The organism is Geobacter pickeringii, from assembly GCF_000817955.1.
GTDB lineage: Bacteria > Desulfobacterota > Desulfuromonadia > Geobacterales > Geobacteraceae > Geobacter > Geobacter pickeringii.
Map to the genome: position 1 here is coordinate 1,369,071 of NZ_CP009788.1, position 15,400 is coordinate 1,384,470.

At 61.3% G+C, this 15,400-nt stretch carries 14 protein-coding genes; 9 read left to right on the forward strand and 5 right to left on the reverse strand.

The features are described from left to right. The 5 genes from rapZ (at position 1) to metK (ending at position 4,555) form a co-directional block, all read left to right on the forward strand. Positions 1 to 858: an RNase adapter RapZ gene (gene rapZ, locus GPICK_RS06185; RefSeq protein ID WP_039741377.1), complete on the forward strand. Its 858-nt coding sequence runs from the start codon at positions 1 to 3 to the stop codon at positions 856 to 858. 2 nt (positions 859 to 860) lie between these two features. Beyond that, on the forward strand, positions 861 to 1,253 hold the full coding sequence (locus tag GPICK_RS06190; protein WP_039741379.1) for a PTS sugar transporter subunit IIA: 393 nt from the start codon (positions 861 to 863) through the stop codon (positions 1,251 to 1,253). A gap of 19 nt (positions 1,254 to 1,272) precedes the next feature. After that, a complete protein-coding gene (locus GPICK_RS06195) occupies positions 1,273 to 1,539 on the forward strand; it encodes an HPr family phosphocarrier protein (protein WP_039741381.1) in 267 nt (88 codons plus the stop codon). Beyond that, positions 1,520 to 3,286 (forward strand): phosphoenolpyruvate--protein phosphotransferase, encoded by a 1,767-nt coding sequence (gene ptsP / locus GPICK_RS06200; RefSeq protein ID WP_039741383.1) that lies wholly within the window; start codon positions 1,520 to 1,522, stop codon positions 3,284 to 3,286. The genes GPICK_RS06195 and ptsP overlap by 20 nt, the downstream gene beginning before the upstream one ends. A 99-nt stretch (positions 3,287 to 3,385) precedes the next feature. Continuing rightward, positions 3,386 to 4,555 carry a methionine adenosyltransferase gene (metK, locus tag GPICK_RS06205; protein WP_039741384.1) on the forward strand — a complete coding sequence of 390 codons (1,170 nt, stop codon included), beginning with the start codon at positions 3,386 to 3,388 and terminating at the stop codon, positions 4,553 to 4,555. A 101-nt stretch (positions 4,556 to 4,656) separates the two neighbouring features. On the opposite strand, the gene GPICK_RS06210 is transcribed toward metK, so the two are convergent. Beyond that, entirely contained in the window at positions 4,657 to 5,376 is a 720-nt protein-coding gene (locus GPICK_RS06210; protein ID WP_039741387.1) for a response regulator transcription factor, read from the reverse strand. Positions 5,377 to 5,387: 11 nt separating this feature from the next. Then, entirely contained in the window at positions 5,388 to 6,326 is a 939-nt protein-coding gene (locus GPICK_RS06215) for a sensor histidine kinase (protein WP_144400130.1), read from the reverse strand. Positions 6,327 to 6,457: 131 nt separating this feature from the next. Between GPICK_RS06215 and GPICK_RS06220 the strand changes: the two genes are divergently transcribed. The 3 genes from GPICK_RS06220 (at position 6,458) to GPICK_RS06230 (ending at position 10,032) form a co-directional block, all read left to right on the forward strand. Then, on the forward strand, positions 6,458 to 7,546 hold the full coding sequence (locus GPICK_RS06220; protein WP_039741391.1) for an NAD(P)H-dependent flavin oxidoreductase: 1,089 nt from the start codon (positions 6,458 to 6,460) through the stop codon (positions 7,544 to 7,546). Between the two features lie 150 nt (positions 7,547 to 7,696). Beyond that, positions 7,697 to 9,130 (forward strand): adenosylhomocysteinase, encoded by a 1,434-nt coding sequence (gene ahcY / locus GPICK_RS06225; protein ID WP_039741393.1) that lies wholly within the window; start codon positions 7,697 to 7,699, stop codon positions 9,128 to 9,130. Positions 9,131 to 9,279: 149 nt separating this feature from the next. Beyond that, positions 9,280 to 10,032, forward strand: coding sequence for a TIGR04219 family outer membrane beta-barrel protein (locus GPICK_RS06230; RefSeq protein WP_236685664.1), 753 nt, complete (start codon positions 9,280 to 9,282; stop codon positions 10,030 to 10,032). A gap of 84 nt (positions 10,033 to 10,116) precedes the next feature. Here GPICK_RS06230 and GPICK_RS06235 read toward each other — a convergent pair whose 3' ends face one another. Together GPICK_RS06235 and GPICK_RS06240 are read right to left on the reverse strand one after the other, a co-directional pair. Then, positions 10,117 to 11,901 carry a M3 family oligoendopeptidase gene (locus tag GPICK_RS06235; protein ID WP_039741394.1) on the reverse strand — a complete coding sequence of 595 codons (1,785 nt, stop codon included), beginning with the start codon at positions 11,899 to 11,901 and terminating at the stop codon, positions 10,117 to 10,119. Between the two features lie 73 nt (positions 11,902 to 11,974). Then, on the reverse strand, positions 11,975 to 12,577 hold the full coding sequence (locus tag GPICK_RS06240) for a DUF4410 domain-containing protein (protein ID WP_039741397.1): 603 nt from the start codon (positions 12,575 to 12,577) through the stop codon (positions 11,975 to 11,977). Between the two features lie 95 nt (positions 12,578 to 12,672). Between GPICK_RS06240 and GPICK_RS06245 the strand changes: the two genes are divergently transcribed. Then, entirely contained in the window at positions 12,673 to 12,954 is a 282-nt protein-coding gene (locus GPICK_RS06245) for a Smr/MutS family protein (protein ID WP_039741399.1), read from the forward strand. Between the two features lie 57 nt (positions 12,955 to 13,011). Here GPICK_RS06245 and GPICK_RS06250 read toward each other — a convergent pair whose 3' ends face one another. Further along, positions 13,012 to 15,240 (reverse strand): vitamin B12-dependent ribonucleotide reductase, encoded by a 2,229-nt coding sequence (locus GPICK_RS06250; RefSeq protein WP_039741403.1) that lies wholly within the window; start codon positions 15,238 to 15,240, stop codon positions 13,012 to 13,014. Positions 15,241 to 15,400 lie beyond the last annotated feature (160 nt).

A 15,400-nucleotide genomic window follows, 5' to 3' on the forward strand; every position in this document is an offset into this window, starting at 1 on the left:
ATGCGGATACTCGTCATCAGCGGACTTTCAGGCTCCGGCAAGTCGACGGCAGTGCGCGTTCTCGAGGATGAGGGTTTTTTCTGCATCGACAATTTGCCGGTCCAGTTGTTTCCCACCATCATCGATCTGGTCCGAAAGGCCGAGGAGAAGGTGCCGGGGGTCGCGCTGGTCATGGATATCCGGGGCCGCGATTTCCTGAAAGGGTACGAGCGGGTCTTCCAGGAAATCCGCGAGGCCGGCAACACCATCGAGATTGTCTTCTTCGACGCCACCGACGAGGTCCTGATCCGGCGCTTTTCCGAGACGCGCCGGCGCCATCCCGCCCTTGAGAGTGGGTCGGTGCCCGAAGGGATACGGTACGAGCGCGACCAGTTGGCCGGGTTGCGCCGCCAGGCCACGCTGGTGATCGATACCTCGGAGCTTAACGTGCATCAGCTGAAGGAGCTTTTCACCGCCAAGGTGAAAGGGGAATCGGGCCCCCGGCGGATGACGATCCAGCTCCAGTCGTTCGGCTACCGCTACGGAATTCCCCTCGAGTCCGACCTGGTGATGGATGTCCGGTTTCTTCCCAATCCACACTTCGTACCCGAACTCAAGCCGTTCACCGGACTTGACGCCTCCGTTCGCGCCTACGTTCTGGAAAAGCCTGAAACCGCGGAGTTCCTGAAGAGCTTCACGGACCTGCTCGGCTTTCTCGTTCCGTCCTACCGACGGGAAGGGAAGTCGTACCTCACCGTCTCCATCGGTTGCACGGGGGGGAGGCACCGGTCGGTCGCACTTGTGGAGGAACTCGGCCGCTTCTTTGCCGACAAGGGGTTCGCAGTCAAAACAACCCATCGGGATATAGAGAAGGGATAGAAATGATCGGACTGGTTCTCGTGACCCATGCCGGCCTTGCCGCCGAGCTTCTCCGTGCCGCAGAAATGATCGTCGGTCCCATCGACCGTGCGGAGGCCGTTGGAATCCAGCCGGGTGACCCGGCCGAAAAGGTAATGGCCGATATTGCGGGGGCGGTCAAGCGGATCTCAGAGGGGGGAGCGGTCATCATGACCGACATGTTTGGCGGGACCCCCTCAAACATGAGCCTCTCCTACCTCGAAAGCGGCAGGATCGAGGTGCTGACCGGCGTCAATCTGCCGATGATCATCAAGTTCGCCACGGAACGTGCCAACGCCTCCGTCTCCGACCTTGCCGGATCCATCAGGGATTGCGGGCGGGACGGCATCACCGTTGCCGGTGATTATCTGAAATAACCTCAAGGACTTGACCGTAATGCTCGTACAGGAATTCACCATCGTCAACAAACTGGGGCTTCACGCCCGCGCATCGGCCCTTCTTGTCAAGACCGCCAGCCGCTTCAGCGCCGAAATCAAGATTGGCCGCGAAGGGATCGAGGTCAACGGCAAGAGCATCATGGGGATCATGATGCTTGCTGCCGCCAAGGGGACCACCATCACCGTCACTGTTGACGGCGGCGACGAAGCGGAGGCCATGGCGGCCCTATCGGACATCATAACCAATGGATTCGGTGAGGAGTGACAGCAGAATATTCCGCGGCATAGGGGCTTCTCCCGGCATTGCCATTGGAACGGTGCGGATGACCGACCGGGGGAGGGTGGTGGTGGCTGAGACGGCCATTGCCCCCGAAGAGGTCCCCCATGAGGTCGAGCGCTTTACCGCAGCCCTCTCGAAGGCCCGCGCCGATCTTTCGTCCCTCAAGCAGCAGTTCGCCTCCACCCATGGGCCTGAGCATCTCTACGTAATCGACACCCACCTCCTCATCCTGGAAGACGGCATGCTCATCCAGGGGACCGTCGAGCTGATCGAACGGGAGCGAATCAATGCCGAGGCTGCACTCAAGCGCAACATCCTAAAATTCAAAGAGTTTTTTTCAGGGATCGAGGACGAGTATCTCCGGGAGCGGTGTGGTGATATCGAAACCGTCGCCGAGCGCCTGCTCCGGAATATGATCGGCACCCGCCATGAACCGATCGCAAGCATCGAGGGGGGGAAGATGGTCGTCATCGCCCATGACCTCTCCCCGACCGATGTCCTCCAGATCGACAAGAGTAAGGTTGTTGGCTTTGTCACCGACCTCGGGGGAAAAACCTCCCACACCTCCATCCTGGCGCGGGCGCTGGAGATCCCGGCCGTCGTCGGTCTGGAAACGGTCACCGCCGAAGAGATCGACGGTCTCCCGGTCATCGTCGACGGCACCGCCGGAACCGTGGTCGTCAATCCCGACCAGGAGACCTTCCGCGACTATCTCAGACGCAAGCAACATTATGAATATCTTGAGCGGGAGTTCCTGAAGCTCCGCGACATGCCTGCTGAGACCCCGGACGGTCACCGCATCGCCCTGATGGGGAACGTGGAGTTTATCGAGGAGATCCCTTCGCTGAAAGGGCACGGAGGGGAGGGGGTCGGCCTCTACCGGACCGAGATGCTGTACATGAACCGGCAGGGACTTCCCGATGAGGAAGAGCAGTATCTCGTTTATTCCGCCATCGTCGAGAAGATGGCGCCATTGCCGGTCACCATCCGGACCCTGGACGTGGGGGGAGATAAGTTTGCCGCCGACCTTCATCTCGAAGACGAGATGAACCCCGCCTTGGGGCTGCGCGCCATTCGCCTCTCGCTCCGCAAGCCTGAAGTGTTCAAGACGCAGCTCCGGGCAATTCTGCGGGCGAGCGTCCGGGGCAGGGTGAGGCTATTCTTCCCGATGATTTCTGGCATTGAGGAGGTGCGGAGCGCCCGGCGGCTCCTCGACGAGGCGAAGGAGGAGCTCCGGCAGGCCGGGCTTCCCTTCGATGACGGGATCGAGGTCGGGATCATGATCGAGATCCCCTCGGCGGTCGTCATTGCGGATCTGCTGGCCCGTGAGGTGGACTTTTTCAGTATCGGCACCAACGACCTGATTCAGTACTCCCTCGCCATCGACCGGACCAACGAACACCTGGCCCATCTCTACCAGCCTCTCCATCCCGCCATCCTCCGTTCCCTCAAGATGGTGGTCGATGCTGCCCACGCAGCCGGCATCAGGGTCTGCATGTGCGGCGAGATGGCGGGCGAGGCGGCCTATCTTCCGGTGCTTCTTGGCCTCGGTTTCGATGAGCTTTCCATGACTTCGGTCTCCATCCCGCGGGTGAAGAAGATCCTCCGGCGCGCGTCCCGGGCAGACGCCGGACGCCTGGTTGCCCGCGCCCTCTCTTATTCCACCGCGGCCGAGGTGGAGAACTTTCTCAAAGGCGAAATTTCGGCCCGCTTTTCGGAGAGTTTCGACTGAGTTTACGCTCCCCTTTTCCTTGACAAACCCTTTGTCCGGACCTTACAATTCAAATTTTTACGAAGCATTCACCATCCGCATGAGGAGGAACAGAAGACGATGGAGATGAAAGATTACATTTTTACTTCCGAATCGGTGTCGGAGGGGCACCCTGACAAAGTTGCCGACCAGATCTCCGATGCGATTCTCGATGCGATTCTCGCCCAGGACCCGCGGGCCCGCGTTGCCTGCGAAACGCTCGTGACCACCGGAATGGCGGTAATCGCCGGCGAGATCACCACGACTGCCGTGGTCGACTATCCGAAGATCGCGCGGGAAACCATCAAGGAGATCGGCTACAACGATTCCGCCATGGGTTTCGATTGGGAGACCTGTGCCGTCCTGACATCCATTGACAAGCAGTCCCCCGACATCTCCCAAGGGGTCACCGAGGGAGAAGGGCTTTACAAGGAGCAGGGGGCGGGCGACCAGGGGCTCATGTTCGGCTATGCCTGCACCGAGACCCCGGAACTGATGCCGATGTCCATCATCTATGCGCACAAGCTGACCCAGAAGCTGGCCGAAGTCAGGAAAAACGGGGTGCTCCCCTTCCTCCGTCCCGACTCCAAGTCCCAGGTATCCATCCAGTATGTGAACGACAAACCGGTCCGGGTCGATACGGTGGTCATCTCCTCGCAGCATTCGCCGGAAGCCTCCCATGAGGCGATCAGGGAAGGGATCGTCGAGGAAGTAATCAAGAAGATCATTCCTGCCGAGCTCCTGGACGAGAAGACCCGCTTCCTCATCAACCCCACCGGACGGTTCGTCGTCGGCGGCCCCATGGGAGACTGCGGACTCACCGGGCGCAAGATCATCGTCGACAGCTACGGTGGGCACGGTGCCCACGGTGGCGGTGCGTTTTCCGGCAAGGATCCCTCCAAGGTCGACCGTTCCGCCGCCTACATGGGGCGCTACGTTGCCAAGAACCTCGTGGCCGCCGGCCTCTGCGAGAAGTGCGAAGTTCAGGTGGCGTACGCCATCGGCGTGGCCGAGCCGGTGTCGGTCATGGTCGACACCTCGGGAACGGGCAAGATTCCTTCGCAGCGCATCGCCGAGATCGTTCGCGAAGTCTTCGACCTGCGCCCCCGTGCCATCATCGAGCAGCTCGACCTTCTGCGCCCCATCTACAAGAAGACCGCTGCCTATGGCCATTTTGGCCGCGAGCTTCCCGAGTTTACCTGGGAGCGGACCGACAAGGTCGATATCATCCGCCAGAAGGCGGGGCTGTAAGGCCGGGTCTCGTAACGCGGGACTGGCAAAAATCAAAGCAAAAGGCCGGAAGGGATCTCCTTCCGGCCTTTTTTGTGTTCAAGGAAATGCCGACTCCAGGTTCACGGTCCCAGCTCTCCGCCTTTCCTGCTGAAACGGTACCCGACCCCCCGCACCGTTTGGAAGAAGAGGGGGCGTGCGGGGTTGGGTTCGAAGTACTTGCGCAGGCGCACGACGAAGTTGTCGAGCGTCCGCGTTTCCGTATCGGATGAATACCCCCAGACGTTTTCGAGGATCTCGCCACGGGGAATTGCTTCCCCTTCCCGGTGGAAGAAGAGAGATAGCATCTTCACCTCCAGTTCGGTCAGGTCAATCTCTCCCTGGGCGGTCCGGGCGTGATAGGAGAGGAGAAATACCTCGTTGTCGCCGAAGCGGTATCCTTCCTCCACCGGCTCGGGGCGGTACCAGGCCGATCGCCGGAGCATCCCTCCCACGCGCAGCAGAAATTCGTTCAGACTGAATGGCTTGGTCAGGTAATCGTCGGCACCGCTCTTGAGGCCGGTGACCCGGTCTCCTTCGTCGGTGCGGGCAGTGAGGATGAGAATCGGCACCCGCGGATCGGTGGCGCGGATCTTCTCGCAGACCGTGAAACCGTTCATGCCGGGGAGCATCACGTCGAGAATGATCAGGGCAAAGCGGTCGTAGGTAAGACGCTGGAGGGCCTCCTCTCCGCTTTCCACATGACTTACGCGATACCCGTCCTGCTCCAGGTTGAAGCAGATTCCGCGGGCAAGGTGCATCTCATCTTCCACAAGGAGGATATGCGGCTTTTCGTCGTTCACGTCCGTTCCTCCTATCGGGCCAACGGCAGGGTGATGGTGAATGCCGTTCCCATTCCGATTCCCGGGCTTGCAACGGTGATCGTTCCCCCGTGCTCCCTGATTACCTCCCGGACGATCCAGAGGCCCAGGCCGGTTCCCCGGATGGTTTCCCCCGGCCGGCGGACCCGGTAGAATTTCCGGAAAATCTTCTTGAGGTCCTCCGCCGCGACCCCCATGCCGCTGTCCTGAAAGGTCATGACGCAGCGGGTTCCCTCGCGGCGCAGCGCCACGCGTATCTCCGGTGTGGCCGGGCTGTAGAGGATGGCATTCTCCGAGAGATTGCGCAGGACGGTCTTGAACCCCTCGGCATCGATGGCGACCTTGACTCCCCCTTCAATGTCGAGGGCAATGCTCCCCCCCTCCGGAAGCTTGTCGCGCTTTCGCTCCATGTAGCTGCCAAGGAGTTCTGAAAGGTCGACGACCGGGTACTGGGAGGCGCGGCGCCGCTGCTCCAGCTTGGCTGCCATGAGGAAGTTGCTGGTGAGGTCATCGAGTCGCTCGACATCTTCGAGCATGGTGTCGAGGAACCGCTCCAGCTTTTCGGGGGATAGTTTCCGGAGCCGGATGGTCTCCAGGTGGAGCTTGATGGATGCCAGGGGCGATTTCAGTTCGTGGGTCGCCTGGGAGATGAAGTCCTTCTGCTCCCGGTACAGGTTGGATTGGCGGCGCCAGTAGAGAAACATGACGTACACGCCGACCATGATGATGACGAGAAGGAGCAGCCCCTCCACCAGGACGAGCCAGTCGAAACCGCGGCTCAGGAGTTCCGGCCGGTAGCGCATCTCCAGTTCGCGGAACTCCCGGTGCCTTCCCATGAACCAGTAGATCCAGAAAAAGACCACCAGCCCCCAGACGAGCTGGATGCCGATCAGGGCCATGAGGGGATTTGCGAGTTTTTTCAACCATTTCATGGTCATCTGTGTAGCATCAGGGTGGAGAGTTTGCAAGGGAGAATTCGTTTTACAAAAGTATTACACCGTGATTGATACCGGCTCTGCTATGTTTACAGTCACGAATCCATCGATCGGCAGGGGGTAGGGGCATGGCCGGACCGCTCAGAATCGGAAAGCACGAAGTGAAGTATCCGCTCATCCAGGGAGGGATGGGGGTCAGAATATCAGGATGGCGTCTTGCGGGGCACGTGGCGAAGAGCGGCGGGGTCGGCCTGGTGGCTGCCGCCGGCATATCGCTGAACAGCGGACTCTTTACGGGACATAACTTTCTGCAGGTCAATCCCGAGGCGCTGAAGCAGGAACTGCGCAAGGCCTACGAAGTGGCGCCCGACGGGGTCATCGGCGTCAATATCATGGTGGCGCTTTCCGATTACGAGGTCCTGGTGAAGGCCGCCGTGGAAGGGGGGGCCAAGGTGATCGTCTGTGGTGCCGGTCTCCCCCTGTCACTCCCGGAACTGACGGCCCACGCTCCCGACGTGGCGCTGGTGCCGATCGTTTCGTCGGTTCGCGCTGCGCAGCTCATCGCCAAGAAGTGGGAGAAGGGGTACGGCCGCCTGCCCGATGCGGTGGTGGTCGAGGACCCGGATACCGCCGGCGGGCACCTGGGTGAAAAGATGGAGAACATCGGCACCGGTACCTATGACCATTACGGCACCATTCGCGGCGTCAAGGAATTCTTCCAGGCCGAGTACGGGACGAGCGTCCCGGTCATCGCGGCGGGCGGCATCTGGGACCGCGGCGATCTCCTCCACGCGCTGGCGGAGGGGGCGGACGGCGTGCAGATGGCGAGCCGCTTCGTCCCGACGGTTGAATGCGATGCCGACGATGCCTACAAGGAGGCCTACCTCCAGTGCCGTCGGGAGGATATCGGACTCATAATGAGCCCTGCGGGGCTGCCGGGGCGGGCGATCCTGCGCAATCAGGAGAAGATTCCCCTTTACGACGAGATCAACGGCACGGCATGCGGCAACGGCTGTCTCAAGAAGTGTTCCTACAAGGAGACCGGCGAGCGGTTCTGCATCGTGAGCGCCCTCGACCGGGCCCAGCGGGGGGACGTGGAAACCGGCCTCATCTTCTGCGGCACCAATGCCTGGAAGGCTGACCGTATCACCACCGTCCAGGAGATCTTCGACGAGCTGTTCATCGAGGAACTGGCACCGGCGGAAGAGGCGGCTTAAAGGAGTTGCGGGGCGAAAGTAGTGGTCGGGAAGAGGCGGTGCAGACCGCCTTTTCCTTTTTTGATGACAGTAACGTTTTGACCCGCTCTGGCAAAGATGGTATAAAAAAGTGCTTTTCGCACCGAAAATTACCACCATACGGAGGAAATGATGTCACTTGATGCAGCTAAAGAAACCGTGACGGCAGGCGGGGTCGCGGATTACGTCGTAAAGGACCTTTCCCTTGCCGCCTGGGGGCGCAAGGAGATTGCAATCGCCGAGACCGAAATGCCCGGTCTCATGGCAATCCGCGAGGAATTTGCCGCAAGCCGGCCCCTGAAGGGGGCCCGCATCGCCGGCTCGCTCCACATGACGATCCAGACGGCCGTTCTCATCGAAACTCTGGTGGCGCTTGGCGCCGAGGTCCGCTGGGCATCGTGCAACATCTTCTCCACCCAGGACCACGCCGCCGCGGCCATCGCCGCCGCCGGCATCCCGGTCTTCGCCCACAAGGGGGAAACCCTGGCGGAATACTGGGAATATACCCACCGGATCTTCGACTGGCACGACGGCGGCACCCCGAACATGATCCTCGACGACGGCGGCGACGCCACGCTGCTCCTCCACCTGGGGAGCGACGCGGAGAAGGATCCGTCGGTCATCGCCAACCCCACCTGCGAGGAGGAGCAGTTCCTCTTCGCCGCCATCAGGAAGCGGCTGGCCGAGAAGCCGGGGTGGTACTCCGCCACCGCCGCCGCCATCAAAGGGGTGACCGAAGAGACCACCACCGGCGTCCACCGCCTCTATGAGATGCACAAGAAAGGGAAGCTCAAGTTCCCGGCCATCAACGTCAATGACTCGGTCACCAAGTCCAAGTTCGACAACATCTACGGCTGCCGCGAATCGCTGCTGGACGGCATCAAGCGTGCCACCGACGTGATGGTGGCCGGCAAGGTTGCGGTGATCTGCGGCTACGGCGACGTGGGCAAGGGGTGCGCCCAGGCCATGCGCGGTCTCCAGGCCCAGGTCTGGGTCACCGAGATCGACCCGATCTGCGCCCTCCAGGCCGCCATGGAAGGGTACAAGGTGGTCACCATGGAATGGGCCGCCGACAAGGCCGACATCTTCGTCACCACCACCGGCAATATCGACGTCATCACCCATGACCACATGAAGGCGATGAAGAACAACGCCATCGTCTGCAACATCGGCCACTTTGACAACGAGATCGAGGTCGCCAAGCTCAGGCAGTACCAGTGGGAGAACATCAAACCCCAGGTCGATCACGTCATCTTCCCGGACGGCAAGCGGATCATCCTCCTGGCCGAAGGGCGCCTCGTGAACCTCGGCTGCGCCACGGGGCACCCCTCCTACGTCATGTCTTCCTCCTTCGCCAACCAGACCCTGGCGCAGATTGAGATCTTCTGCAACCCGAGCAAATACCCGGTGGGGGTCTACACCCTCCCCAAGGAACTGGACGAGAAGGTGGCGCGGCTCCAGCTCAGCAAGCTCGGCGTCATGCTTACCGAGCTGACCGATGCCCAGGCTTCCTACATCGGCGTCGCCAAGGCGGGGCCGTACAAGCCGGTGCACTACCGCTACTGACACGACTTCTTGAAAGACGCTTGCAACGGCCGCCGTGGAACGTTTCCCGGCGGTCTTTGCGTGTCGGGAGAAAAAGTCCTCAAGATTTCTCCCGGAAATGTCGATAGGAAGAGGGATTGCGACACCATTACACAACGGGGAGGATACGGATGGGATTCAAACAAATGGTTGGGGGAGTTCTGCTCCTGCTCGCGGGAACTGCCGCCTCGGCGGGTGCCACGGGGATCGAGGCTGCGGTGGGGGTCTGGAACCAGTCTCCCCGGGGCTCCATCGCCTACCAGGGGACCAGTCTTGACCTGAAGAACGAACTGAAGTACGGCGACGAGACCCGCCTCACCGGCCGGGTGAAGATCGAGACGCCGCTCTTCTTCCCCAACCTCTACCTGATGGCCACTCCCATGGAGTTCAAGGAGCAGGGGAGCAAGTCGATTCCCTTCACCTTCGGCAACCAGACCTTCACGGCCAATGTCCCCTTCACCTCGAAGCTCAAGCTCGACCACTACGACCTTGGCCTCTACTGGGGGATACCGCTCCTGAAGACCGCCACCGTCAACACCGTGAACGTCGATTTCGGCATCAACGCCCGCCTCGTGGACCTGAAGGCCGAGGTGGTCCAGGGGGGCGTCTCCGACGCCAAGACGCTCACCGTTCCGGTCCCGATGCTCTATGCCGGGGTGCAGGTCAAGCCCCTCTCGTGGCTTGCGGGTGAGGGAGAGGCGCGGGGCATGGTCTACGGCAAGGACCAGTACTTCGATCTCGTCGCCCGAGGAAAACTGATCCTCTTCGATCACGTCTTCGCCGCGGCGGGGTACCGGTACGAAAAGCTCAAGATCGACGAGAGCAACGTCAAGGCCGATGTGAACTTCGGTGGCCCCTTCGGCGAGGTCGGCTTCCAGTTCTGACCTCTTCTCTCAACTTGATCAAAAAGAAAAGCCGCCCTGGGATGATCTGGGCGGCTTTTCTTTTTGGGTATTCGGAGCGTGTCGCTATGCTTCGGCGATCAGCCCTTTCAGCTCGGCGATCAACTCCGCCAGGAAGTCGTACCCCTTTTGCCAGAAGTGGGGATCGGCGAGATCGATTCCCGCCGGCCGGACCGTATCGGCCGGCGACTGTGAGCCGCCGCTCTCCAGGATCGCCAGGTAGGTGGGGATGAACGGCTCCCCCTCCTCCAGGTACTTGCGGTAGAGGGAGAGGACGAGAAGCTCGGCAAAGGTGTAGGAGTAGCAGTAGAAGCGGGCGTGGATGAAGTGGCTGATATAGCTCCATCCCCAGCGGTAGGGAGGGATCATCTCCACCGAGTCGCCGTAGAGCCGGTCGTTTTCCTCCCACCAGAGGTTGCAAAGCTGTGAAGAGGTCAGGAGTCCCTGCTGCCGTTCCCGGTGCATCCGCTCCTCGAAACGGGTGAGGACGTTCTGGCGGAAGGTGGTGGCGATGATGTCCTCGATCTTGGCGCAGAGAAGCGCCACCTTCACCTTCGGATCGTCCTCGCGCTCCAGGAGATGGCGGGTGAGGAGCATCTCGCCGAAGACCGACGCCGTCTCGGCCAGCGGCAGGGGGGCGTGGTAGTTGAGCATGGTCTGCTTCTGGGCCAGGGCGAAATGGAGTCCGTGCCCCATCTCGTGGGCCAGGGTCGCCACGTCGCGGAGGTTGCCGGTGAAGTTGAGGAGAAGATAGGGGACGAGCCGCGGGGTCATCCCCATGCAGAACGCCCCGCCGCTCTTCCCCGGCCGCGGCAGAACGTCGATCCGCCGTTCGGCAAAGAACGCCTCGGCCATTTCCCTGAACCGGGGGAGGAAGCGGCCGTAGGCGTCGAGCACGAGCCCTTTCGCCTCCTCGTAGGTGTACCGGCGGTCGGTCTCGCCCACCGGCGCGTAGACGTCCGTATTCTTCAGCTTCGGGAGCCCCAGGAGCCGGGCCTTCAGCCGGAAATAGTCCTGAGCCAGCGGGTAGTTGGCCTCCGACACCTCCATGAGGCGGTTGACCACCTCCTCCGGAAGTTCGTTCCCCAGGTGGGTCGGCTCCATGGGGTGACGGTAGTTGCGGAGCTCCAGTTCCTGGCCATGGTCAAGGGCGATGGTGTTGAAGACGGTGGAGAGGACGATCCCCTCCTCTTCGTGGCGGTTCAGGAAGGTAGAGAACGCCCGCTCGCGCACGGCGGCGTCGGGGTGGTGGAGAAGGCCCAAGAGCTCCTCGCCGGTGAACTCCTGCTCCTGGCCGTCCAATTCCATCCGGTAGCGGAGCGAGGCGGAGAGTTCGTCGAAGAGCCGGGTAAAGGCATCGGCGCCGGTGAGGCTCTTCATCTTCAGGAGCTGTTCCTCCCGCTCCTTGAGGGTGTGGGGTTTGAATCTCCGGACACTCTCCAGGTAATGCCGGTAGGTGGCGAACTGTGCGTCGGAGACGATTGCCGCGAAGCGGTCATCCGGGATCTCCATGATCTCCAGGTCGAAGAAGAGGAGCTCCCGACCCATGAGATTGCCGAACTCGGCGGTGCGCTGGGATAGCCGCTTGTGGGCATCGTTCTCCGAATCGGCGGCAAAGAGGAGGTGGGCATAGAGCTGGGGCTTCACCAGCAGCTCGTTGAGCGCTTCATACCGGAGGAGCGCCTCCCGGAGCGCGGCGCTGTCGAGGGAGGCGACCCGCCCCTGATAGGCGGCGCGGAACTCCCGGGTTTCGTCGGCGCCCTTCGCCAGTTCGGCCTCGATTTCCGGAGAGTCGGCGGCGGGGTAGAGGGGGGTGGTATCCCAGAGCATGGCGGTAATGTCGGTGGTCATCGGTATCCTCGCAAAAAAAGAATGGGAGCGCGTTGAACGCTCCCACTCTGAATTACCACAGGGGTGGCGGAAATCAATAGAGTTTCTGGATGAAGTTTGCCAGATTTTCGCCGAGGCTCTTTGCCTGGTGGGGGAAAAGGTCGGCAAAGTTCTCAAGCGTCATGGAGCCCCGGTAGCCGGTTTCCCGGTCCTCGAATACGGCCAGCTCCTTGCCGGTCTGCCCATCGATCAGGCGACCCTTCACCTTGAGGTAGGTCTTGCCTGCCCCGAACCCGACCCAGAAGCGGACGGCCCGATTCCCCGCGTTGAACTCGGTAAACGCCCCTTCCAGAATGAGCGCTTTCCCCTTCGGCTCTTCATTCCTGGTGATGGATTTGAAAAGCTTGCGCATCTTCAGTTCCATTTCGAGGCTGTCCGAAACGGTCCGAACGAGCATCGGCTTCATGGCTTCGAGCTTTGCCTTTTCTTCGTCGTCGAGGTTCGCGTATTCGGCGCCGTCGGTCTTGAGATCGCGGATCACGATGGTGTCGTAGGTCGCGAGCCGCTGCGGCGTGAAGATGGTCTCCTCGCTCAGGATGTCCGGTTTGGGGAGGGGGGCCTCGTCGGCGTGGACCAGGGAGGTGGTGGCGGTGAAGGTGGCGATGGAGAGGGCGATGGCGAGCAGCAGTCGTTTCATGAAGCCTCCTTTTCACGTGATAACGATGGATACTGTTTATAACATTGACAAAATTAAGTAAAACCTTAAATAGAAAAAAGAGGGGAGGAAGAGAGTTGCACGATGATCCGGTTCATATCCCCATCGACGGGGTGCTGGACCTCCACACGTTCCGGCCGCGGGAGGTGGGGGAGCTCGTTCCCGATTATCTTGAGGAGTGCCGGCGCAGGGGGATTTACTCCGTCCGGATCATCCATGGCAAGGGGACGGGAACCCTGCGTCGGACGGTGCATGCCATCCTTGCCCGTCTGCCGGGAGTCGCGTCGTTTCGCCTGGCCGACGGGGATGCCGGTGGCTGGGGAGCGACGCTGGTGGAGTTGAGGAGGGGAGAGGGGTGAAAACACGAAAGGCCCGCCGGGAGACGGGCCTTTCGTGTTGGTTGGCTCAATTTGCCGCTACGCGCATTCGGAGTAGCCGCAGACCCGGCAGACGGCGCAGCCCCCTTCGTGCTCCACGATGCCGCCGCACTCGGGGCAGGCGCCGCGGTCCGGAGCCTGGCTTTCCAGCCCCAGGTCGTAGCCGGCGGCCTGCATGTGGCTCTGGATCGCCTTGGCCACGGCGTCGGCGCAGGAGAGGACCTTGTTGTCGCCGAAGCCGGCGGGGAGGTGGCAGGAGATGCCGAGGAGCTGCTTGATCACCTGGCGGGCCTGGACGCCGCTGCGCCACGCCAGCGACACCATCCGGCCGATCGCTTCGCTCTGGGAGGCGGCGCATCCGCCGGCCTTACCCATGGTGGTGAAGAGCTCGAAGAGGCCAGCCTTGTCCTCGTTGATGGTGATGTAGAGCGGGCCGCAGCCGGTCTGCATCTGATAGGTCCACCCCTTGAGCGCCTTCGGGCGGTCCCGCTTGATCGTCCACTTGTCTTCCTGCGGTGCGGCCTTCTCCTTCTCCTCTTTTTTGCCGGTGGAGAGGACCTGCTCGTCGCGGGAGCCGTCGCGGTAGATGGTGACCCCCTTGCAGTCGAGGGTGTAGGCGAGACGGTAGACCTTCTCGACGTCTTCGATGGTGGCGTTGTTGGGGAAGTTCACCGTCTTGGAGACCGCGTTGTCGGTGTACTTCTGGAAGGCGGCCTGCATCTCGATGTGGACTTCGGGGGTGATGTCGTGGGCGGTCACGAACACCCGCCGCACGTCCTCGGGAACCTCCTCGATGTCGTGGACCGTGCCGTGCTCGGCGATCCGCTGCATCAGTTCCTCGGAGTAGAAGCCCCGCTCCTTGGCGATTCGCTCGAAGATCGGGTTCACCTCCACGAGGATGTTCTTGTCGAGCACCTGACGGACGAAGGAGACGGCGAAGAGTGGCTCGACGCCGCTGGAGGCGTTGGCGATGATCGAAATGGTGCCGGTGGGAGCGATGGTGGTCACCGTGGCGTTGCGGATTGCCCCCTCGCCCGGCTTGTCGTAGATCGACCCGGCGAAATTGGGGAACGTGCCGCGCACTGCCGCCAGTTCCCGGGAATAGGCGTGCCCTTCGTCATTGATGAAGTGCATCACCTTCTCGCCGAGGCGGACCGCTTCGGGTGAGTTGTAGGGGATGCCGAGGAGGATCAGCATGTCGGCCCATCCCATGACGCCGAGGCCGATCTTGCGGTTTGCGCGGGTCATCTCGCTGATCTGGGGAAGGGGATAATTGTTCACCTCGATCACGTTGTCGAGGAAGTGGACCGCCAGCCGCACCACTTCCTTGAGACGGGTCCAGGTGACCTCGCCACCCTTCACCATCATCCCGAGGTTGATGGAGCCGAGGTTGCACGACTCGTAGGGGAGGAGCGGCTGCTCGCCGCAGGGGTTGGTCGATTCGATCTGCCCCACGTGGGGGGTCGGGTTGTCCTTGTTGAGGCGGTCGAGGAAGATGATCCCCGGCTCGCCGTTTTTCCATGCCTGCTTGACGACCCGGCTGAAGACCTTGCGGGCGTTGAGGGTGCCGCACTTCTTGCCGTCGCGGGGATTGAGGAGGTCGTAATCCTGATCCTTCTCCACCGCCTCCATGAACGGTTCGGTGAGCCCCACGGAGATGTTGAAGTTGTTCAGATGCTTCTGGTCATCCTTGCACATGATGAAATTCACGATGTCCGGATGATCGACGCGAAGGATCCCCATGTTGGCGCCGCGCCGGGTTCCTCCCTGCTTGATGGTCTCGGTGGCGGCATCGAAGACCCGCATGAAGGAGATCGGGCCGCTGGAGATGCCCGAAGTGGAGCGCACCACGTCATTGGCCGGGCGCAGCCGCGAGAAGGAGAATCCGGTACCGCCACCCGATTTGTGGATCAGGGCAGTGTACTTGACCGCATCGAAGATGTCCTCCATGGAGTCGCCCACCGGCAGGACGAAACAGGCGGAGAGCTGGCCCAGTTCCCGTCCGGCGTTCATGAGGGTGGGGGAGTTGGGAAGGAACTCGAAGCTGGTCATTATGTCGTAGAACTTGGCGGCAAGGGCTTTGGTATCGGCTTTCTTGTCGAAGTTCCGGTCCGCTTCGGCGATGGACCGCGCCACCCGCTGGAACATGTCCACCGGGGTTTCAAGGACCTTTCCCTCGGTATCACGCTTGAGGTAACGCTTTTCGAGGACGGTGCATGCGTTCTTCGAAAGTCCCGGGATTTCCGCTGTGGTCTTCGCCTCTGCCATGCTGTTATCTCCTTGGTTTGATGAAGTGCAAACGGCTATTTAGCCATATATGTTGTGTCGGGTTGGTAAAATAACCACAAGATGTATGGCGTGTCAAGGTTATTTAGCGTGCGTGAATAATTCAGTGAAATGGCGAATAGTTTCGGTCGTTTGGGCAATT